13 protein-coding genes and 1 tRNA gene are annotated in these 21,177 nt (G+C 72.8%); 13 read left to right on the forward strand and 1 reads right to left on the reverse strand.

The features are described 5' to 3' along the window. Positions 1-97: 97 nt before the first annotated feature. The 13 genes from IF09_RS0125010 (at position 98) to IF09_RS0125070 (ending at position 19,204) form a co-directional block, all read left to right on the forward strand. Entirely contained in the window at positions 98-2,503 is a 2,406-nt protein-coding gene (locus tag IF09_RS0125010) for a sodium-translocating pyrophosphatase (protein WP_030299327.1), read from the forward strand. A gap of 185 nt (positions 2,504-2,688) precedes the next feature. Further along, positions 2,689-3,255 carry a hypothetical protein gene (locus tag IF09_RS0125015; protein ID WP_030299329.1) on the forward strand — a complete coding sequence of 189 codons (567 nt, stop codon included), beginning with the start codon at positions 2,689-2,691 and terminating at the stop codon, positions 3,253-3,255. A gap of 170 nt (positions 3,256-3,425) precedes the next feature. Continuing rightward, the gene (locus tag IF09_RS0125020) at positions 3,426-4,931 is read left to right on the forward strand and encodes a DUF7059 domain-containing protein (protein ID WP_030299331.1); all 1,506 of its coding nucleotides are present in this window, start codon (positions 3,426-3,428) and stop codon (positions 4,929-4,931) included. Positions 4,932-5,132: 201 nt separating this feature from the next. Beyond that, on the forward strand, positions 5,133-5,330 hold the full coding sequence (locus IF09_RS0125025; RefSeq protein WP_030299333.1) for a hypothetical protein: 198 nt from the start codon (positions 5,133-5,135) through the stop codon (positions 5,328-5,330). A gap of 312 nt (positions 5,331-5,642) precedes the next feature. Next, positions 5,643-8,480, forward strand: coding sequence for a type I DNA topoisomerase (gene topA, locus IF09_RS0125030; RefSeq protein ID WP_030299335.1), 2,838 nt, complete (start codon positions 5,643-5,645; stop codon positions 8,478-8,480). 353 nt (positions 8,481-8,833) lie between these two features. Next, positions 8,834-12,067, forward strand: coding sequence for a dTMP kinase (gene tmk / locus IF09_RS0125035; RefSeq protein WP_030299336.1), 3,234 nt, complete (start codon positions 8,834-8,836; stop codon positions 12,065-12,067). A 101-nt stretch (positions 12,068-12,168) separates the two neighbouring features. Further along, positions 12,169-13,380, forward strand: a complete 1,212-nt coding sequence (locus tag IF09_RS0125040; RefSeq protein ID WP_030299337.1) for a DNA polymerase III subunit delta' — start codon at positions 12,169-12,171, stop codon at positions 13,378-13,380. A gap of 186 nt (positions 13,381-13,566) precedes the next feature. Further along, positions 13,567-15,135 carry an alpha/beta hydrolase gene (locus IF09_RS0125045; protein WP_030299339.1) on the forward strand — a complete coding sequence of 523 codons (1,569 nt, stop codon included), beginning with the start codon at positions 13,567-13,569 and terminating at the stop codon, positions 15,133-15,135. A 167-nt stretch (positions 15,136-15,302) separates the two neighbouring features. Continuing rightward, positions 15,303-15,376, forward strand: a tRNA-Thr gene (locus IF09_RS0125050). A 242-nt stretch (positions 15,377-15,618) separates the two neighbouring features. Beyond that, positions 15,619-16,866: a serine hydrolase domain-containing protein gene (locus IF09_RS0125055; RefSeq protein WP_030299341.1), complete on the forward strand. Its 1,248-nt coding sequence runs from the start codon at positions 15,619-15,621 to the stop codon at positions 16,864-16,866. A 4-nt stretch (positions 16,867-16,870) separates the two neighbouring features. Further along, a complete protein-coding gene (locus IF09_RS0125060; RefSeq protein WP_037635890.1) occupies positions 16,871-17,332 on the forward strand; it encodes a GNAT family N-acetyltransferase in 462 nt (153 codons plus the stop codon). A 56-nt stretch (positions 17,333-17,388) separates the two neighbouring features. Beyond that, positions 17,389-17,904: a SigE family RNA polymerase sigma factor gene (locus tag IF09_RS0125065; protein WP_030299346.1), complete on the forward strand. Its 516-nt coding sequence runs from the start codon at positions 17,389-17,391 to the stop codon at positions 17,902-17,904. A 61-nt stretch (positions 17,905-17,965) separates the two neighbouring features. Continuing rightward, positions 17,966-19,204 (forward strand): hypothetical protein, encoded by a 1,239-nt coding sequence (locus IF09_RS0125070; protein WP_030299347.1) that lies wholly within the window; start codon positions 17,966-17,968, stop codon positions 19,202-19,204. On the opposite strand, the gene IF09_RS0125075 is transcribed toward IF09_RS0125070, so the two are convergent. Continuing rightward, the gene (locus tag IF09_RS0125075; RefSeq protein ID WP_051832847.1) at positions 19,205-20,935 is read right to left on the reverse strand and encodes a bifunctional 3'-5' exonuclease/DNA polymerase; all 1,731 of its coding nucleotides are present in this window, start codon (positions 20,933-20,935) and stop codon (positions 19,205-19,207) included. Positions 20,936-21,177: the final 242 nt, after the last annotated feature.

Consider the following 21,177-nt stretch of genomic DNA (forward strand, 5'->3'; position numbering starts at 1 on the left):
AAGAGCAGGCCAATTCCGTTTCCGGCGCACTGTTTTGATCGGGAAGAGCTCCCTACAATCCGTCCACATCTTGAGCTCATCACGTCAAGGAGGACGAATGACGGGGCTCTTCACCCCCAACGCGCCGGTCGGAAACTCCGACCTGGCAGCCGCAGTACTCACCGATGACAATCGGCTCATCGTGATGGTGATCGCGGCCGTGGCACTTGCCGCACTCGTCGTCGCGCAGATCCTGGTCCGCCAGGTGCTCGCCGCGGACGAGGGCACCGACAGCATGAAGAAAATCGCCGCAGCCGTCCAGGAAGGCGCCAACGCCTACCTCGGCCGGCAGCTGCGCACCCTCGGGATCTTCGCGGTCGTCGTGTTCTTCCTGCTCTTCCTGCTGCCTGCCGACGACTGGACCCAGCGGGCGGGACGTTCCGCCTTCTTCCTCGTGGGCGCCATCTTCTCGGCGGCCACCGGCTACATCGGCATGCGGCTGGCGGTCCGCGCCAACGTCCGCGTCGCCGCCGCCGCACGGGAGGCCACCCCCGCCGAGGGCGAGCCCGCCAAGGACCTCACCGACGTCGCCCACAAGGCCATGCGGATCGCCTTCCGCACCGGCGGCGTCGTCGGCATGTTCACCGTCGGCCTCGGCCTCCTCGGCGCCTCCTGCGTCGTCCTGGTCTACGCCGCCGACGCCCCCAAGGTCCTGGAGGGCTTCGGCCTCGGCGCCGCCCTGATCGCGATGTTCATGCGCGTCGGCGGCGGCATCTTCACCAAGGCCGCCGACGTCGGCGCCGACCTGGTCGGCAAGGTCGAGCAGGGCATTCCGGAGGACGACCCGCGCAATGCCGCGACCATCGCCGACAATGTGGGCGACAACGTCGGCGACTGCGCCGGTATGGCGGCCGACCTCTTCGAGTCGTACGCCGTCACCCTCGTGGCCGCGCTCATCCTCGGCAAGGCCGCCTTCGGCGACCTGGGCCTGGCCTTCCCGCTGATCGTCCCCGCCATCGGCGTCATCACCGCCATGATCGGCATCTTCGCGGTCTCCCCGCGCCGCGCCGACCGCAGTGGAATGACCGCCATCAACCGCGGCTTCTTCATCTCCGCGGTGATCTCTCTGGTGCTGGTCGCGATCGCCGTCTTCGTGTACCTGCCGGCGAGCTACAAGGACCTGGTCGGCGTCGAGGACGCCTCGATCACCAACCACTCCGGCGACCCGCGCGTCCTGGCCCTCGTCGCCGTCGCCATCGGCATCGTGCTCGCGGCCCTGATCCAGCAGCTGACCGGGTACTTCACCGAGACCAACCGCCGTCCCGTCCGGGACATCGGCAAGTCCTCCCTGACCGGCGCGGCCACCGTCGTCCTCGCCGGCATCTCCGTCGGCCTGGAGTCCGCCGTCTACACGGCGCTGCTCATCGGCCTCGGCGTGTACGGGGCGTTCCTGCTCGGCGGCACGTCGATCATGCTGGCGCTCTTCGCGGTGGCCCTGGCCGGCACCGGCCTGCTCACCACCGTCGGCGTCATCGTCGCCATGGACACCTTCGGGCCCGTCTCCGACAACGCCCAGGGCATCGCCGAGATGTCCGGCGACGTCGAGGGCGCCGGTGCGCAGGTCCTGACCGACCTGGACGCCGTGGGCAACACCACCAAGGCCATCACCAAGGGCATCGCGATCGCCACCGCCGTGCTCGCCGCGGCCGCGCTGTTCGGCTCGTACAACGACGCCATCGCCAACGCGGTCAAGCAGGTCGGAGCCGAGGCCGGGGAGATGAACCTCAGCCTTGACATCGCCCAGCCCAACAACCTGGTCGGCCTGATCCTGGGCGCGGCCGTCGTGTTCCTGTTCTCCGGCCTCGCCATCAACGCCGTCTCCCGCTCCGCGGGCGCCGTCGTCTACGAGGTGCGCCGCCAGTTCCGCGAGCACCCCGGGATCATGGACTACACCGAGAAGCCCGAGTACGGGCGCGTCGTGGACATCTGCACCAAGGACGCGCTGCGCGAACTCGCCACGCCCGGCCTGCTCGCCGTCCTCACCCCGATCGCCGTCGGGTTCTCGCTCGGCGTCGGCGCCCTCGGCTCGTTCCTCGCGGGTGCCATCGGCACCGGCACCCTGATGGCGGTCTTCCTCGCCAACTCCGGTGGCGCGTGGGACAACGCCAAGAAGCTCGTCGAGGACGGCCACCACGGCGGCAAGGGCAGCGAGGCCCACGCCGCGACCGTCATCGGGGACACCGTCGGCGACCCGTTCAAGGACACCGCGGGTCCCGCAATCAACCCGCTGCTCAAGGTCATGAACCTGGTGGCGCTGCTGATCGCCCCGGCGGTCGTGCAGTTCAGCTACGGCGCCGACACGAGCGCGACCGTGCGCGCGATCGTCGCCGTCATCGCCATCGCCGTCATCATCGGCGCGGTGTACATCTCCAAGCGCCGCGGCATCGCCGTAGGCGACGAGGGCGACGGCTCGGAGCCCGCCGAGCGGGTGGCCCAGCAGGCCGATCCCGCGGTGGTCTCCTGACCCGACGGGTGACCCCCGGGGGGTGACCCCCGGAGCAGCCGGAGGGCCGACCGGCCCGAGGACTCGAAGATACGCCCGAACGGCGGACAGGCGGCGCGGACTGACGCGTCGTCTGTCCGCCTTTCTGCGTGCCGGATGACGGGCGTGTATCTTCCGGGCCGAGAGCCTTCGAAGGGACCAATCCGGTGAACAAGAAGTTTGCGGCCGCAGTGTCCGGCGGTGCGGTACTGATGCTCGTGCTGTCCGGCTGCGGCGGCGATGAGACGGACGACAAGGCCGACGCCTGGGCCAAGAAGGTTTGTGACAAGTGGCAGCCCGAGCTGAAGAAGATCGAGACGGCCAGCACCGACATCAAGCGCGTGGCCACCCAGAACAGCGAGCCCGCCGAGGTGAAGACGACCGACTCGGCGGCGTTCGGGACGATGTCCGAGTCGTACAAGGCGATGGGTGCCGCCCTGCAGGGGGCGGGAGTTCCGCCGGTCAAGGACGGCGAGACGACCCAGACCGCGGCGGTCAAGAGCTTCGAGGAGACGTCCAAGGGCTACGCCGACCTGAAGGCGAAGATGGACGGCCTGGACCCGCAGGACAAGACCAAGTTCGCCGCGGGCCTCAAGGAGGTGGCCGGCGGACTCGAGGCGGCCTCCAAGGGAGGCAAGGACGCGCTCAACACGCTCAAGGCCGGCGGCCTGGACAATGCGATGAACAGCCAGAAGGGCTGCCAGGTCGCGGCGTCGTCGCCGCCGCCGAAGTGAGGTAGCGGGCCGGCACGGGCAGTACGCAGGCGAGGGCGGCAGTACGCACGCCGAGACGGCGGTACGCGCACCGGGGCGGCCGGGTTCGAGGAACGCGGCCGCCCTGCTCCGTGCCGGGCCACCGGCCGCGCGGGGCACGCATCTGCGGCGCCAGCCGACACAATGGACCGGTGAGTACCACCAGCCTTCCCTCGCCCGACCGCGCCGCCGAGCTCCGCACGGCCCTGCTCGCCGCCGGTTTCACCGCCGACGGCCTTCTCGACCTGCTCGGCGCCCCCGCCTACGCCGCCCTGGCCCGCAGCGAGACGGTCCCCGCCCTGCGCGCCACCCGCGGCCGCGGCGAGGGCCCGCTCGCAAGCCTGGTCCGGCTGTTCCTGCTGCAGCAGCCGGAGCCGTACGTGCACGCCGCCGAGGCGCTGCCCGTCGAAGCCGCGCTGGCCGACGGCTGGCTGCGCCGGGAGGGCGACGAGGTGCACGCCACCGTCGACGTGCGCCCGTACGGCGGCCCCGACGGCGAGGACTGGTTCATCGTCTCCGACCTCGGCTGCGCCGTCGGCGGGGCCGGCGGGATCGGCAGCCGCGAGGAGGGTGTGGTCCTCGGCGTCGGCGGGGCCTCCACCACCCTGGCCGGGATCACCGTCCGCACCCCGGTCGCCACCGCCCTCGACCTCGGCACCGGATCGGGCATCCAGGCCCTGCACGCCGCCCAGCACGCCACCCGGGTCACCGCCACCGACGTCAACCCGCGGGCCCTGGAGTTCACCCGGCTGACCCTGGCGCTGTCCGGCGCGCAGGAGGCCGAGCTGCTCCTCGGGTCGCTGTTCGCTCCGGTCGGCGGTGCCACGTACGACCTGATCGTGTCGAATCCACCGTTCGTGATCTCTCCCGGCGCCCGGCTGACGTACCGCGACGGCGGGATGGGCGGCGACGACCTGTGCCGCACCCTCGTCCAGGAGGCCGGGGCGCACCTCAACCCGGGCGGGTACGCGCAGTTCCTCGGCAACTGGCAGCACGTGGAGGGCGAGGACTGGCACGACCGGGTCCGCGCCTGGGTGCCGCGCGGCTGCGACGCGTGGATCGTGCAGCGTGACGTGCAGGACGTCACGCAGTACGCGGAGCTGTGGCTGCGCGACGCGGGCGACCACCGCAGCGACCCCGCCGAGTACGCGAGCCGGTACGAGGACTGGCTGGACGAGTTCGAGGCCCGCAAGACCAAGGCCGTCGGCTTCGGATGGATCACGCTGCGCCGCAGCGATGCGGAGGAGCCGTCGATCGTGGTCGAGGAGTGGCCGCACTCGGTGGAACAGCCGCTCGGCGACGCCGTGGTCGCCCATTTCGCCCGGCAGGACTACCTGCGGGACCACGACGACGCGGCCCTGCTGGAGGCCCGCTTCGTCCTGGCGGAGGAGGTCGTCCAGGAGCAGGTCGGCGCGCCCGGCGCGGAGGACCCGGAACACGTGGTGCTGCGGCAGAACCGCGGGATGCGGCGCGCGACCAAGGTCGACACGGTCGGGGCGGGCTTCGCCGGAGTGTGCGACGGCTCACTCACGGCGGGCCGGATCCTGGACGCGATCGCACACCTGGTGCAGGAGGATCCCGTCGTCCTGCGGGACCGGACTCCGGGCTCCATCCGGATGCTGGTCGAGCAGGGCTTCCTGGAGCCCGCCGACAGCTGACCGGGCCTCCCGGCGCCGCGGCGCGGCACGTCATCGGCGGTGGCCCGGGCGTGGCCGGATCCGTGAGGTAACCCGGGGTTCGCACCCCGTTCCCCGCCCGCCGGCGGGCTCCCGCCCGGGGGGACGGCCAGGGGCGGCGGGCGCGGTCCGCGGGGACCCGTACGGGACCCCGAAAGCGCTCGGAGGGTAAGGGGGAACGGCATGGAGAGCGGTCCGGCGGTCTTCGCGGCAACCGTGTTCCTGCTGTTCGGGGGGGCTCTGCTGGGCTGGACGGGGGCGCGTTCCCTGCGCCGCGCGCCGGTGGCCGAAGGTGTGCGCCCCGCCGCCGCCGTACCGCTGGCGCTGCTCGCGTCCGGGGTGTCCCTGGCGCTCGGCCTCCGGTGCCTCGCGCGGCTGTGATCACCGGCCCGGTGACGGGCCGATCCCGGCCGGCGACCTGCTGATCACCGACGGACCGACCGGCCCGGATCCGCGTCCGAAACAGGACGTCAGAGGGGGTGCGAGGGCGGGGCCAGACGGCCCCCTGGCCACCCGGCCCGGTGATCGCGACGGGTCCGCCGCGGTATCCGGGCGGCAGAAATGGCACTTGTCGGGTTACCGTTCGAGTGGCCGTTGCGGGCTTCTGCCGTTTGACACGGGGGCGGGTTGTACCGTCACACTCCGCAGCGTCGCCGTACCGCGACCGAGTGCCGACCGGAGAGAAGAGCCAAGTTGTCCCCGACTAGCGAGACCGCAAAGGGCGGCCGCCGACTCGTCATCGTCGAGTCCCCTGCCAAGGCGAAGACGATCAAGGGCTACCTCGGCCCGGGATACGTCGTCGAGGCGAGCGTCGGGCACATTCGCGACCTCCCCAACGGCGCCGCCGAGGTCCCCGACAAGTACACCGGCGAGGTCCGCCGCCTCGGTGTGGACGTCGAGCACGACTTCCAGCCGATCTACGTCGTCAACGCCGACAAGAAGGCCCAGGTCAGGAAGCTCAAGGAGCTGCTGGCCGAGTCCGACGAACTCTTCCTCGCCACCGATGAGGACCGCGAGGGCGAAGCCATCGCGTGGCACCTGCAGGAAGTCCTCAAGCCCAAGGTCCCCGTCCACCGGATGGTCTTCCACGAGATCACCAAGGACGCGATCCGCGACGCCGTCGCCAACCCGCGCGAGCTGAACCAGCGCATGGTCGACGCCCAGGAGACCCGACGCATCCTCGACCGCCTGTACGGCTACGAGGTCTCGCCGGTCCTGTGGAAGAAGGTCATGCCGCGCCTGTCGGCCGGCCGCGTCCAGTCGGTCGCCACCCGTCTCGTCGTCGAGCGGGAGCGCGAGCGCATCGCCTTCCGCTCCGCCGAGTACTGGGACCTGACCGGAACCTTCTCCACCGGCCGCGCCGGTGACGCTTCCGACCCGTCGACCCTGGTCGCCCGCCTGAACACGGTGGACGGCAAGCGCATCGCGCAGGGCCGCGACTTCGGCTCGAACGGGCAGCTCAAGAGCGAGGTCCTGCACCTCGACGAGGCGAACGCCCGGGCGCTGGCCGCCGCGCTGGCGGACACGTCGTTCGCCGTCCGGTCGGTCGAGTCCAAGCCGTACCGCCGCTCCCCGTACGCCCCGTTCCGCACGACGACGCTGCAGCAGGAGGCCTCGCGCAAGCTCGGCTTCGGTGCGAAGGCGACGATGCAGGTCGCGCAGAAGCTGTACGAGAACGGCTTCATCACCTACATGCGTACGGACTCCACCACGCTCTCCGACACCGCGGTGTCGGCGGCGCGGGCGCAGGTCACGCAGCTCTACGGGGCCGACTACCTGCCGGAGAAGCCGCGCGTCTACGCCGGCAAGGTCAAGAACGCGCAGGAGGCGCACGAGGCGATCCGTCCCTCGGGTGATCGCTTCCGCACCCCGGCCGAGACGGGTCTGACCGGCGACCAGTTCCGCCTGTACGAGCTGATCTGGAAGCGGACCGTCGCCTCCCAGATGAAGGACGCGGTCGGCAACTCGGTCACCGTCAAGATCGGCGGCCGGGCGTCGGACGGCCGGGACGCCGAGTTCACCGCGTCCGGCAAGACGATCACCTTCCACGGGTTCATGAAGGCGTACGTCGAGGGCGCGGACGACCCGAACGCCGAGCTCGACGACCGCGAGAAGCGGCTCCCGCAGGTCGCGGAGGGCGACGCGCTGTCGGCCGAGGAGATCACGGCGGACGGCCACTCGACCAAGCCGCCGGCCCGCTACACCGAGGCCTCGCTGGTCAAGGAGCTCGAGGAGCGGGAGATCGGCCGCCCGTCGACGTACGCGTCGATCATCGGCACGATCCTGGACCGCGGGTACGTCTTCAAGAAGGGCACGGCGCTCGTGCCGTCCTTCCTGTCGTTCGCCGTGGTGAACCTGCTGGAGACGCACTTCGGCCGGCTCGTCGACTACGACTTCACGGCCAAGATGGAGGACGACCTCGACCGCATCGCGCGGGGCGAGGCCCAGTCCGTGCCGTGGCTGAAGCGGTTCTACTTCGGCTCCGAGGACGCGTCGGAGGTCGTACCGGCCGACGGCGACCACCTCGGCGGCCTGAAGGAGCTCGTCACGGACCTCGGCGCGATCGACGCCCGGGAGATCTCCTCCTTCCCGGTCGGCGAGGGCATCGTGCTGCGCGTCGGCCGCTACGGGCCGTACGTGGAGCGGGGCGAGAAGGACGCGGAGGGCCACCAGCGGGCCGACGTTCCGGAGGACCTGGCTCCGGACGAGCTGACGATCGGGTACGCGGAGGAGCTGTTCGCGAAGCCGAGCGGCGAGTTCGAGCTGGGCAAGGACCCGGTGAGCGGGAACGAGATCGTCGCGAAGGACGGCCGCTACGGGCCGTACGTGACGGAGATCCTGCCCGAGGGCACCCCGAAGACGGGCAAGAACGCGGTGAAGCCGCGGACGGCTTCGCTGTTCAAGTCGATGAGCCTGGACACGGTCACGCTGGACGACGCGCTGAAGCTGATGTCCCTGCCGCGCGTGGTGGGCGCGGACGCGGAGGGCGTGGAGATCACGGCGCAGAACGGCCGCTACGGCCCGTACCTGAAGAAGGGCACGGACTCGCGGTCGCTGGAGACCGAGGACCAGCTGTTCTCGATCACGCTGGACGAGGCGCTGGCGATCTACGCGCAGCCGAAGCAGCGCGGGCGGGCCGCGGCCAAGCCGCCGCTGAAGGAGCTGGGCACCGACCCGGTCAGCGAGAAGCCGGTGGTGGTCAAGGACGGCCGCTTCGGGCCGTACGTGACGGACGGCGAGACGAACGCGACGCTGCGGCGGGACGACGACGTCGAGACGATCACGCCGGAGCGGGGCTACGAGCTGCTCGCGGAGAAGCGGGCGAAGGGCCCGGCGAAGAAGACGGCGAAGAAGGCCCCGGCGAAGAAGGCCCCGGCCAAGAAGGCCCCGGCGAAGAAGGCCACGGCGACGAAGACGGCTGCGGCGAAGAAGACGACGACGGCGAAGAAGGCCGTCGCGAAGAAGGCCCCGGCCAAGAAGACGGCGACGAAGAAGACGGCCGCGGCCACCCCCGCCCCGTCGGACGACTAGCCTCCGGCACGACTGCCGGGGGCTCCGCCGCCGGCCCCCCGCGCCTCACACGCCGGCGGGGCTGGAGTTCCCCCCGGTCGGGGCTGGATGGCGCGCAGCGTCATTTCAGCCCCGTCGGCGTGTGTGGCGCGGGTCCGGGCGGAGCCCGGGGAACGGTGGAAGGGCGGGCAGGGGACATTCCGCGCAGCGGCGTCCCCGACGGGCCCGGGCCGGCCCACGCTCGCGCAGCGGGGTGGCGGGGCGGAGCCCCGTGACCCTCCTGGTCGGCCGGGGCCACAGGTGGGGCCGGAGTCACACAGGACGGTCATCCACAGGGCTCCGCACCCGCCAAGCGCAGCGGATAGGCTGGGCGGATGACGCGAGCCGAGCAGCCAACGGTCGTGACCGCCCCCGCGAACCCCACCTACGACGAAGCCCTCGCCGCGGATTCCCGCGAGCGCGCGGTGCGCGCACTGCTGCGCACCCCCAGGCTGCGCCGGCTGTGGAGCGCCCAGCTGGTGAGCGGCATCGGCGATGCCCTCGCCCTGCTGGTGCTGGTGCTGCTGGCCTTCCAGACGGCGGTCTCCGAGGAGACCTTCGGCAGCGGCTACCAGGGCTGGGCCCTCACCGTCGCCGCCGTCTTCGGGGTCCGGATCCTCGCCACCCTGCTCTTCGGCGCCGTACTGCTCGGCCCGCTGGCCAAGCTCCTCGCGCCGAAGGAGGCAGGCGGCAAGCTGGACCGCCGCTGGACGATGGTCGGCGCCGACGGTGTCCGGCTCGGCCTGTTCGTCGTCGCCCCGCTCTGGCTCGACTGGATCCCGGCCCACGCGCTCACCGCGCTGCTGGCCACCGTCTTCGTCTCCGGCGTCGCCGAGCGGCTGTGGACCCTGGCCAAGGACAGCGCGGCTCCCGCCCTGCTGCCCTCGCCGCCGCCGGAGGGGGCGACCGTACGCCCGCTGCCGGACCACCTCGACGCGCTGCGCAGGCTGACCCTGCGGACGTCCTTCGCCGCGATGCCCGTCGCCGCCGCCGTGCTGCTCGTCGCGACGCTCGTCGGCGAGGCCCTCGGCCTCGGCGTGGACTGGTTCGCCGAGAACCAGGCCGCCCTCGGCTCGTACGTGGCCTCCGGCCTGTTCGCGGCGTCCGTCTCCCTGCTGCTCCCGCTGGTCCTGCCCGCGGCGAAGACCCCGCGCCCGCGCTCTCCTCTGGAGGGCCTGCGGGCCCCCAAGGCGGGGGACCGCCCGGAGAAGGGCCGTACGGGGGCCGTTCCGCTGCTCGTGCTGGCCAGTGCCGCCGTCGCCGGAGCCGTGTCCAGCGCCGCCGCGGTGGCCGTCCTGCACGCGTTCGACCTGGGCGGCGGCCCCGCCACCTTCGCCCTGCTCGTCCTGGCCCTGCTCGGCGGTACCGCCGCCGGCATCCGCGCCACCCAGGCCGGCAAGGTGCTCCCCGCGCTCTCCCGGCGCCGGCTGCTGGCCCTGGCCATCGCGATGGCCGGGCTCGCGCTGCTGCTGACCGGACTGGTCCCGGACACGGCGACCGTGCTGTTCCTGTCTCTGCTCGCGGGCACCGCCGCGGGCGTGGCCGCCAACACCGCGCACACCCTGCTGGACCAGGAGACCGAGGAGTTCCGCCGGGCGCGGGTCACCGAGCACCTGCAGGCCGTCGTACGGGTGGCCGTGGGCGTCGGCGCCGTCCTCGCCCCGGTCCTGGCCGCGGCCATCGGTCCGCACCGGCTGGCCGCCGGGGACGTCGTCTTCGCGCACGGCGGGGCCGCCTTCACCCTGATGCTGGTCGGCGCCCTGCTGCTGCCCGTAGGCGTGGTGGTGCTCGCCAAGGCCGACGACCGCAGCGGCGTACCGCTGCGCCGCGACCTGCGCGAGGCGCTGCGCGGCGGGGAGCCGGAGCAGGCCGCGTCCGACGCCGGGTTCTTCATCGCCCTGGAGGGCGGCGACGGCGCCGGCAAGTCCACCCAGGTCGAGGCGCTGGCCGACTGGATACGGGGCAAGGGCCACGAGGTCGTCGTGACCCGCGAGCCGGGAGCCACGCCGGTCGGCAAGCGGCTCCGCTCGATCCTGCTCGACGTCTCCTCGGCCGGGCTGTCGAACCGCGCCGAGGCGCTGCTGTACGCCGCCGACCGCGCGGAGCACGTGGACACCGTCGTGCGGCCCGCCCTGGAGCGCGGCGCGGTCGTCATCTCCGACCGCTACATCGACTCCTCGGTGGCCTACCAGGGCGCCGGACGCGACCTGTCCCCGACCGAGATCGCCCGGATCTCGCGCTGGGCCACCGACGGGCTCGTCCCCCACCTGACCGTGCTGCTCGACGTCTCGCCTGAGGCGGCGCGCGAGCGGTTCACCGAGGCCCCGGACCGGCTGGAGTCGGAGCCGGCCGAGTTCCACCAGCGGGTGCGGGCCGGCTTCCTGACGTTGGCCGCGGCCGACCCCGGGCGCTACCTGGTGGTCGATGCCGGCCAGGACCCGGAGTCCGTGACCACCGTCGTGCGCCACCGCCTGGACCGGATGCTCCCGCTCTCGGAGGCCGAGGTGGCGGCCCAGGCCGAGGCCCGGCGCAAGGCCGAGGAGGACGCCCGGCGCAGGGCCGAGGAAGAGGCCGCGCGCAAGGCGGAGGAGGAGCGGCTGCGCGCTGCGGAGGAAGCCCGCCTGAAGGCCGAGGCCGAAGCCGCCCGGATCAAGGCCGAGGCCGAGGCCGCCCGCAGGGCGGAGGAGGAGCGGCTGCGCGCCGAGGAGGAGGCCCGGGTCCGGGCCGAGGCCGAGCGGCTGCGCGTGGAGGCCGAGGAGAAGGCCCGCGCGGCGGAGCTGGAGCGGTTGCGGAAGCAGGCGGAGGAAGAGGCCCGGCTGCGTGCCGAGGCCGAGGAGCGGCGGCTGGAGAAGCAGCGGCGGGCCGAGGAGGCCCTGCTCAGGGCGGAGGAGGCGCGCCGGCTGGCGGAGGCCTCGGCGGCCGCGGCGGCTGCCCAGGCCGCGGCGGCGGCTTCGGCCCCTGCCGCGGCTCCGGCTCCCGCTCCGACTCCCGCCCCCGCTCCCGAGGCGCCCGCCCCCAAGGTGGCAATGACCAAGGAGCCGCTCCCGGACGACGCGGTGACGGTGGAGACTCCGCTGGTCAAGCGGGTCGTCCAGCCGGACGACGTGACCCAGACGGTCCCCGTGCCGAAGATCGACCCGGCGGCGGAGACCTCTGTGCTGCCGGCCGTCCCGCCGGCCGGCCCGGCCGACGAGACGGCGGTCCTGCCGCCCGTACGCCCGTCGTCCCGTACGAGCCCGCAGGCCGGCCAGGCTCCGGCCGGGCAAGCCCGCTCCGCCACGCGGCCGACGGCCCGCCGTCCGGAGGAGAGCCCGGCCGATCGGGTGCCGCCGGGCATCTTCCGGGATTCGGGCGACGACGTGACCCGCGAGCTCCCGCTGCTCGGCGACGACGGCCCGAGCGGGCAGAGCGCGCAGAGCGGGCCGAGTCAGCCGGCCCGGCCGAGCCGGCCGCGTCCCGCCTGGGCCGAGGAGACCCCGCTGGACGATCTGCCGACCCTGGCGGACGAGCTGCTGGGCCCGCGCCGGGACGACGAGGACGAAGAGGGCGGTCCGCGCCGCCGCCGCTGACGGGGATTGTCAGTGGCGCACGCCACACTGGGGGCGGGCACGAGCAGGACGAGCGGCACGGACGGCCAAGGGAAGACGGCCGGTGAAAGGCGGTGGGCGGGATGCCCGTATGGGACGACCTGGTGGGACAGGAGCGGGTGCAGTCGCAGCTGGCCGCCGCCGCCCGTGACGCCGACGCCCTGGTCACCGCCGTCGAGGCCGGAGCGCCGCCGCCCGCCGCGTCCAAGATGACCCACGCCTGGCTGTTCACCGGTCCGCCCGGCTCGGGGCGCGCCACCGCCGCCCGTGCCTTCGCGGCCGCCCTGCAGTGCACCAGCCCCGACCGCGCCCTCGGGGGCGAGCCGGGCTGCGGGTTCTGCGACGGCTGCCACACCACCGTGGTCGGTACGCACGCCGATGTGGAGATCGTCCGTACCGATCTGCTGTCCATCGGTGTGAAGGAGACCCGCGATCTGGTCCGCCGGGCGCAGCTCTCGCCGGCCGTGGGCCGCTGGCAGGTCATCGTCCTCGAGGATGCCGACCGGCTGACCGAGGGCGCGGGCAACGTGCTCCTCAAGGCCGTGGAAGAGCCCGCTCCGCGGACCGTGTGGCTGCTGTGCGCGCCCTCCCTGGAGGATGTGCTGCCCACGATCCGCTCGCGCTGCCGCCATCTGACCCTCCGTACCCCGCCCGTCTCCGCCGTCGCCGATGTGCTGGTCCGGCGCGACGGCATCGAGCCCGCCGTGGCCGCGGCCGCGGCGCGCGCGACCCAGGGCCACATCGGCCGGGCCCGCCGGCTCGCGCAGGACGAGGCCGCCCGGGCCCGCCGGGCCGCCGTGCTGAAGCTCCCGCTCCGCATCGACGACGTGGGCGGCTGCCTCAAGGCCGCCCAGGAGCTGGTCGACGCCGCCGCCGAGGACGCGAAGCAGGTCGCGGAGGAGGTCGACACCAAGGAGACCGAGGACTTGAGGGCCGCGCTCGGCGCCGGGGCCGGCACCGGCGGCCGCATGCCGCGCGGCACGGCGGGCGTGATGAAGGAGCTCGAGGACCGGCAGAAGCGCCGCCGCACCCGTACCCAGCGCGACACGCTCGACCTGGCGCTGACCGACCTCACCGGCTTCTACCGGGACGTGCTGGCCCTCCAGCTCGGCTCCTCGCTGGCGATCGCGAACGAGGAGATACGGCCCGACCTGGACCGGATCGCCCGCGCGTCCGGACCGGAGCGCACCCTGCGCCGGATCGAGGCGATCATCGCCTGCCGCGATGCCCTGGACCGCAACGTGGCCCCCCTCCTTGCGGTCGAGGCGATGACGATGTCCCTCCGCGCGGGCTGAGCCCCCTCGCACCCGGCGGCCTCGCTTTCAACCGCCGTTGACCGTTTCACCCGTATGAGCGATCCGCCGAGGTCGGGCCGGGTACGGCGGGATCGGCGCGGGGCTGCGGCGCGCCCGCGGCGGCGGGCGGCCGGTCGGCGGGGGCGCGCCCGGGCCGGGTCGCCCGGCAGGACGTAGGCTCCGAGGATGGACACCAGTCGCCTGCTGCGTACCACCGGAACCGTGATCGCAGCTGCGGGGCTGCTGCTCTCGGGGTGCACCTCGGACGGGTCGGGAGGGCCGAAGGCCGCCGCCTCCTCGGCCGGGGGCACTGCGCCGACGGCCGCCCCGACCGCGGTCCCGGCCGCACTGCGCCCGTACTACGAGCAGAAGCTGAGCTGGCGCGACTGCGGTGTCCCCGGGTTCCAGTGCGCCACGATGAAGGCCCCGCTGGACTACGCGCACCCCGAGTCCGGCCAGGACGTCGACATCGCCGTGGCCCGCCGCCAGGCCACCGGTCCCGGCAAGCGGCTGGGCTCGCTCGTGGTCAACCCGGGCGGCCCCGGCGGCTCCGGCATCGGCTACCTCCAGGCGTACGCGGGCATCGGCTACCCGGCAGCCGTCCGCGCCCAGTACGACATGGTGTCCTTCGACCCGCGCGGGGTGGACCGCAGCAGCCCGGTCCAGTGCCTGAGCGGGCCGGAGATGGACAAGTTCACGCAGGTGGACCAGACGCCGGACAACGCGGCGGAGCGGGCCGGGCTAGTGGCCGCGTTCAAGGAGTTCGCGGCCGGCTGCCAGTCCCGCTCGCAGCGGGTCCTGCCGCACGTCTCCACGGTCGAGGCGGCCCGCGACATGGACGTGCTGCGTGCGGTGCTGGGCGACGAGAAGCTGTCGTACGTCGGCGCCTCGTACGGGACTTTCCTCGGGGCGACGTACGCGGAGCTGTTCCCCGGGCGGGTCGGCCGGCTCGTCCTGGACGGCGCGATGGATCCCTCCCGTCCGGCGCTCGAATTGAACCGGGACCAGACCGGGGGCTTCGAGACGGCCCTGCGCTCCTTCATCAAGGACTGCGCGAAGCAGCCCGACTGCCCGCTCGGGAAGGGCGGGCCGGAGGCGATGACGGAACAGCTCAAGGAGTTCTTCCGCAAGGCCGACGCGCAGCCCGTGCCCAGCGGTGATCCGGACCGCCCGCTGGGCGAGTCCCTCGCCACGACGGGGGTGATCGCGGCGCTGTACGACGAGAGCGCGTGGCCGCAGCTGCGCGAGGCGCTGACGGCGGCGATGAACGGCGACGGGTCCGGCCTGCTCGGCCTGGCCGACAGCTATTACGAACGGGAGGCGGACGGCAAGTACGCGAACCTGATGTTCGCGAACGCCGCGGTGAACTGCCTGGACCAGCCCCCCGCCTTCGCCGGCCCGGAGGCGGTCGACGCGGCTGTGCCGTCCTTCCAGAAGGCCTCCCCGGTGTTCGGCGCGGGCCTCGCCTGGGCCTCGCTGAACTGCGCGTACTGGCCGGTCAAGGCCACCGGGGAGGCCCGCGCCCTGACGGCGAAGGGCGCCCCGCCGATCGTGGTGGTCGGCACGGTCCGGGACCCGGCGACCCCGTACAAGTGGGCCCAGGCGCTGGCGCAGCAGCTCGACTCGGGCGTCCTGCTCACGTACGACGGCGACGGCCACACGGCGTACGGCCGGGGCAGCGCCTGCATCGACGCGGCGATCAACCAGTACCTGCTGGCGGGAACCCCGCCGAAGGACGGCAAGAAGTGCACCTGACGCCGCTGCCCCGCCTCAGGCTACGAGACGCACCCGATTGATCCCCATATGCCCCACCCATCCCACCCCTCCACCACGTGGTTCGGGGCACCCCGTTTCAGCCTGTAGACTTGGCGCCGCTGCTGATGAGAGCTCCTCTCCGAGGGAACACTTGTCTGACCAGCGGTGCCGCCTTAGCTCAGTTGGCCAGAGCAACGCACTCGTAATGCGTAGGTCTCGGGTTCGAATCCCGAAGGCGGCTCTGTAGAAGCCCCAGGACTCACTCGCCGTGACCTGGGGCTTTTGCTTTGCCTGGGGGCGGGTGGTGTCATCCCCGGTCGGCGCGGCTGCTTGCACTGTGGGAACGCCGGGCCTGTCGCCGAGGCCGCCGAGTGGGTGTGACCTGAGGCTTCGGGGAGCCCGGAGAGGCCCCGGTCGCTCGGGGGGCGGGGCGGGGCTAGGTTGGGAAGGCTGGACCTGGGCGACGCGTGGCAGGAGGCCGGCATGTCGACACGGTTGCGCAAAGTGGCGGTGGGGATGGCCGCAGCGGGCCTGGTGGTGGTGCCTCTGGGGGTGGGGGCGGGGTACGCACCGGATGGGTCGGTGGGCTCCGGTGTCTCGGTTTCGGCTCCGGTGACCCCCAGTGCTTCGGCTTCGGCCCCCGTTGCCGCCGACGGAGAGTTTCCGCAGCTCACCCCCGCCGTGGCGCGGCAGTTGGACGACGCCGTCCGGAAGGTGATGGGCGCGGCGAAGATACCCGGGGTGATGGTCTCGCTCTCGGCCCCGGGCAAGGGCGAGTACGTGCGGGCCTTCGGTGTCGCCGACAAGGCCACCGGCCAGCCGATCAGCACGAACATGTACATGCGGATAGGCAGCGTGACCAAGACCTTCACCGTGACCGCCCTGCTCCAGCTGGTCGACCAGGGCAAGGTCGGGCTGGACGACCCCATAGGCAAGTACGTGAGCGGGGTGCCCAACGGGGACCGGATCACATTGCGTGAGCTCGCCGGGATGCGGAGCGGGTTGTTCAACTACTCCGAGGATGAAGGTTTCTTCAAAGCCCTGACGAGCAATCCCCGACGGCCCTTCACCCCGCAGGAGTTGCTCGCGTACTCCTTCAAGCACCCGGTGCTGTTCGAGCCCAACGCGAAGTTCTACTACTGCAACACCAACCTGATCCTGCTGGGGCTGGTGGTGGAGAAGCAGAGCGGGCAGAAACTCAACGACTACATCAACCAGAAGGTCGTCCGCCCCGCCGGTCTGCGGCACACGCTCTTCCCCGTCGGCCCGGAGTTCCCGAGTCCGCACTCCCAGGGGTACACGGACCAGACCGCGAGCGGGAAGGTCGAGGACGCGGCCGACTGGAACCCCTCCTGGGGCTGGGCTGCCGGCGCCATGATCTCCGATCTCGCTGACCTGAAGACCTGGGCCAGGGTCCTGGCCACGGGCAAGCTGCTGAAGCCCGCGACCCAGGCCGAGCGCCTGAACGTCGTCGAGGCGCTGCCCGGCGCCGGCTACGGCCTGGGCATCTTCAACGTCCAGGGCTGGATCGGCCACAACGGCTCGTTGCCCGGCTACCAGGCGCTGGTCGTGTACCTGCCGCAGGCGAAGGCCACGCTGACGCTGACGCTGAACACGGACATCTCCTACGAGGGTTCCGAGCCCAGCACCCTCTTCGGCGAGGCGATCACCAAGATCGTCACTCCGGACCACGTCTTCAGCCTCCCCGCCCAGCCCGTTACCGGACACTGAGTGCATGGATGATGTGAATGTGGTGGTGCGCGTTGCAGGTGACGGGGATGTGGACGTCGCGAGTGGGCTGTTCCGTGGGTACCTCGACTTCTACGAGGTGAAGGTCGAGGACCCGGACCGGCCCCGCGCCTTCCTCGCGGAGCGGATCCGGGCCGGCGAGTCCCTGGTGCTGCTCGCCGACGTCCCGGAGGCCGGCACGGTGGGGTTCGCGCAGGTCTACCGGACCTTCTCGTCGCTCGCCCTGCGGCCCGTCTGGATCCTGAGCGACCTGTACGTCGACCCGTCCGGCCGCCGCACCGGCGCAGGGCGGGCGCTGCTGCGCGACGTACTGCGCCGGGCCCGGGAGGCCGGGGTGGCCGGGGTGCAGCTGGAGACCGCTTACGACAACCACGTCGCGCAAAGCCTGTACGAAGCGGAGGGTTTCGAACGCGACGAGTTCCACGTCTACTTCCACGGACTGGGGTGAAACATTCCGGCACCCCCACCGCGTCGATGGGGTGAGGCGGACGCTAGGGGGAGCGAATGCGGCAGGGTCGCAGGGACGGGTTCCGCGAGTTCGCGGCGGGCCGGTCGGGGCATCTGTACCGGTCGGCCTGTCTGCTGACCAGCGGGGACACGTACCTCGCAGAGGACCTGGTGCAGGAGACCCTGGGGCGGATGTACCTGCTCTGGGGGCGGATCTCCCGTATCGACAATCCGGCGGCGTACGCGCAGACCGTGCTCGTACGGGTCTTCCTGACGCACCAGCGGCGCAGGTCGGCGGGGGAGCGGCCGGTCGGGGAGCTCCCCGAGCCGGGCGTGCCGGCGGCCGCCGGCGCCGATCCGGCGCTGCGGCTGACGCTGCTGGAGGCGCTGGGGCGGCTGGCGCCCAAGGACCGGGCGGTGCTCGTGCTGCGGTACTGGGAGGACCGCAGCGTGGAGGAGACCGCCGACGCGATGAACGCCAGCTCGGCGGCGGTGCGGACCCGCACCACGCGGGCGCTGGGCCGGCTGCGGGAGCAACTGGGCGGATCACTGGCTGAGTTCGCCGGCCTCTGAAGCCCCTTCGCCGCCTCGATCGTCCCTTGTCCTTGCTACTCGGTGGAAGGTCTTGTTCCGCATGCCCTTTGAAGATGAGCTCAGCGAAGCCCTGCGGCGTACCGGGGACGAGTTCACGCCCGACCCGCGCGCCCTCGTCGCCGCCGGTGAACAGCGCGGACGGCGGCTGGTGGCGCGCCGCAGGGCCGCCGTGGTCGGCGGGTCGGTGGTGGCCCTGGCGGTGATCGGCGCGGGCAGCGCCTACACCGGCGGCCTGTTCGGCGGCGCGGGCGGCAGCGCGGCGGCCGTCGTCGCGCCGCAGGCCGACCCGACGCAGCCGCCGAAGGCGAAGGAGAAGGCCGGCGGCGGCGCCGTCTCCGCCGATCAGCTGATCGGCGTGTTCAGGCAACTGCTGCCCGGTGGCACGGTGTCCGGGGCCAAGGCGCGGGGTACGGGCGAGACGGCCTACCCGAGCGTCTCCGGGCTCTACGACGACGGGGAGGGGCCGGCGGCCCTCGGAGTCGCCCTCGCGCGGGTCGATCCGAAGGGGAAGATGGCCGCCGAGTCGGTGACCTGCCCCGACAAGAACGTCCTGGACTTCGACGACTGCACCCTCGAGGCGCTCGAGGACGGCTCGAAGCTCATGGTCTTCCAGGGCTACGAGTACCCCGACCGCCGGGAGCCCACGAAGGTGTGGCGGGCCACGCTGGTGACCCCGCAGGGCTACCAGGTGGACGTACAGGAGTGGAACGCTCCGGCCGAGAAGGGCCAGCCCGTTTCACGGGCCAATCCGCCGCTGACCCCTGAGGGGTTGAAGGAGTTCACGACCTCGCCGCTGTGGCGGCCGGCGCTGAGCGACCTGCCGGCCGCCCAGCCGGATCCCGGTGCCCCGCCGCCGGCCGGGGCGCCGGTCGCCGCCGCCGCGGTGCTGGAGTCCCTGCTGCCGAAGACCGGGATCACGGTCGCCGCCAAGGGCGGCGAGGGGGACTACGGCTATGTCGTGCTCGACGACGGCGACGGCCCATCGCTCGTCCAGGTCAGCGTGCAGGCTGACATGGGTGAGGCACTGAAGGGCTACTTCGGGTCCGGTGCCGTCACCCTGCCCGACGGCACGAGGGTGAAGTCCGAGCAACGGGACGGTGAGAAGGGCGGCGCGAACGTCGTCTGGTGGACCGTCGACACGCTGCGGACTGACGGCCGGCGCGTGGTGGTCTCCGCCTTCAACACCGGCAACCAGAACAAGCCCGCGACCCGGGACAAGCCGATCCTGACGATGGAACAGCTGCAGCAGATCGCGCTCGACCCGAAGTGGTTCGGCTGATCATCCGGGGCGAGTGGTGCTCGCGCGCGTCCGCTCCTCCTTGGCGTCCGCGTAGGACTCCACGATCGCCGTGGTGAACGGGAACCGGACCGGGGTGTCGCCGAAGGCGATCCGGCCGGCCCGGTCGCCGGCGTCGCGGATCGCCTCGGCGACGGCCCCGGCCTCCTCGGCGGGGCAGTGCACGATCACCTCGTCGTGCTGGAAGAACACCAGCTCGGCCCGCATCCCGGCGCCCGCGATGGCCTGCCGGAGGGCCGCGAGCAGCAGCAGGGCCCAGTCGGCGGCGCTGCCCTGGACGACGAAGTTGCGGGTGAAGCGGCCGCGGGCCCGGGTGTTGGTGGAGGCGTAGCTCGGGGTCCAGCCGTCCTCCCTGTCCTGCGGGATCCCGGCTTCGCCGTCCTCGGCGGCGCCGACCGGCGGAGGGCAGGTCCGGCCCAGCCAGGTCCGTACGAGGCGACCCTCCTCGCCCGCCTTGGCGGCGTCGTCCACATAGGCCACGGCCTGCGGGAAGCGCCGGCGCAGCGCGGCCAGGTTCTTCAGGCCGTCGCCGGAGGTCTGTCCGTACACGGCGCCGAGGACGGCGAGTTTGGCCATGTCCCGGTCTCCGGAGAAGCCCTGGCGGGAGATGGCCGTGTACAGGTCCTCGGGGCGCCCGGCCACCTCCATGAAGGCGGGGTCGCGGGAGATCGCGGCCAGGATGCGGGGCTCCATCTGGTCGGCGTCGGCGACGACGAGCCGCCAGCCCGGGTCGGCGACGACGGCCCTGCGGATCACCTTCGGGATTTGCAGGGCCCCGCCGCCGTTGGTGACCCAGCGGCCGGTGAGGGTGCCGCCCGGGACGAACTCGGGGCGGAAGCGGCCCTCGTGGACCCAGTCCTGGAGCCAGGACCAGCCGTGGGCGGTGTAGATCCGGTACAGCTTCTTGTACGCCAGGAGGGGCTCCACGGCGGGGTGGTCGAGCTCCTGGATCTCCCAGCGGCGGGTGGACTTGAGCCGGATCCCGGCCTCGGCGAAGGCCTTGATCACGTCGGCCGGCAGATCCGGCCGTACGCGGCGGCCGAAGGCGGCGGAGATCTCGTCGGCCAGCTCGGCGAGGCGGCGGGGCTCGCCGCCACCGGCGTAGCGCTCGCCGAGGAGCTCGGTGAGCAGGGCGCGGTGGACGTCGGCCCGCCAGGGGAGGCCGGAGCGGTGCATTTCGGCGGCGATCAGGAAGGCGGCGGACTCGGCGGCGATGAGCAGGCGCAGGCGGTCGGGGTGGGCGGTGGCGGCGGTGCGTTTCGCCTGGTCGTGGTAGATCGCGACGAGCGCGTCGAGGGGGAGGGGGGTGGAGGCGGGCTGGGGGTCGAAGAGGGAGTCCTGGGTGGTGGGGGTGGCGGCGCGGAGTGGGGGATCGGTGGGTACGGGGGCGCCGGTGAGCCGGGCCCAGGCGGCTGCCGCCGAGCGGGGTTCGCCGGAGCGGCCCTCGTGGGAGAGGAGGAGGAGCTCGGCGTCTTCGATGTCGTGACAGCGCTCTACGCGGGTGCCGGCTGCGAGGAGGCGGGGGTAGAGGGCGGTGGTGCTGCGCCAGACCCAGCGGGTGGTGGTGGGGGCGGAGCGGATCGCGTCCGCGGGGTTCTGGACGGTGAGGGGGCTGTGGGCGGGGCCGGTGGCGGGGGTGGGGGTGAGCGGCATGGCGTGCCAGAGGCCGTCGCCGGCTTCGGCGAGGGCCCAGTGGGGGGTGCGGTCGCTCATGGGTGCGAGTGTCCCACCGGGGTCTGACACCCCGCTCGCGCGGCGCTCCGGGGGCCTGGGTTCCGCTGCGCGGTGCCACCTCCCCGCCCCGCCCTTTCTCCGTTTCCCGGGCTCTGCCCGGACCCCGTGCCGGGGGCTCCGCCTCCGGACCCCCGCGCCTCGAGCGTCGGCGGGGCTGGGTTGGGTGGGCGGGGTCGGAGAGCCGGGGGTTTCGCTCCCGGCTTCCCGCGCGTCGAGCGTCG

Source organism: Streptomyces katrae (assembly GCF_000717655.1).
Classification (GTDB): domain Bacteria; phylum Actinomycetota; class Actinomycetes; order Streptomycetales; family Streptomycetaceae; genus Streptomyces; species Streptomyces katrae_B.

Coding starts and splice junctions, on each gene's coding strand:
- IF09_RS0125010 (WP_030299327.1), top strand. CDS start 98: ATGACGGGGCTCTTCACCCCCAACGCGCCGGTCGGAAACTCCGACCTG.
- IF09_RS0125025 (WP_030299333.1), top strand. CDS start 5,133: ATGGAGAGCGGTCCGGCGGTCTTCGCGGCAACCGTGTTCCTGCTGTTC.
- tmk (WP_030299336.1), top strand. CDS start 8,834: ATGACGCGAGCCGAGCAGCCAACGGTCGTGACCGCCCCCGCGAACCCC.
- IF09_RS0125040 (WP_030299337.1), top strand. CDS start 12,169: ATGCCCGTATGGGACGACCTGGTGGGACAGGAGCGGGTGCAGTCGCAG.
- IF09_RS0125045 (WP_030299339.1), top strand. CDS start 13,567: ATGGACACCAGTCGCCTGCTGCGTACCACCGGAACCGTGATCGCAGCT.
- IF09_RS0125055 (WP_030299341.1), top strand. CDS start 15,619: ATGTCGACACGGTTGCGCAAAGTGGCGGTGGGGATGGCCGCAGCGGGC.
- IF09_RS0125060 (WP_037635890.1), top strand. CDS start 16,871: ATGGATGATGTGAATGTGGTGGTGCGCGTTGCAGGTGACGGGGATGTG.
- IF09_RS0125065 (WP_030299346.1), top strand. CDS start 17,389: ATGCGGCAGGGTCGCAGGGACGGGTTCCGCGAGTTCGCGGCGGGCCGG.
- IF09_RS0125070 (WP_030299347.1), top strand. CDS start 17,966: ATGCCCTTTGAAGATGAGCTCAGCGAAGCCCTGCGGCGTACCGGGGAC.
- IF09_RS0125075 (WP_051832847.1), bottom strand. CDS start 20,935: ATGAGCGACCGCACCCCCCACTGGGCCCTCGCCGAAGCCGGCGACGGC.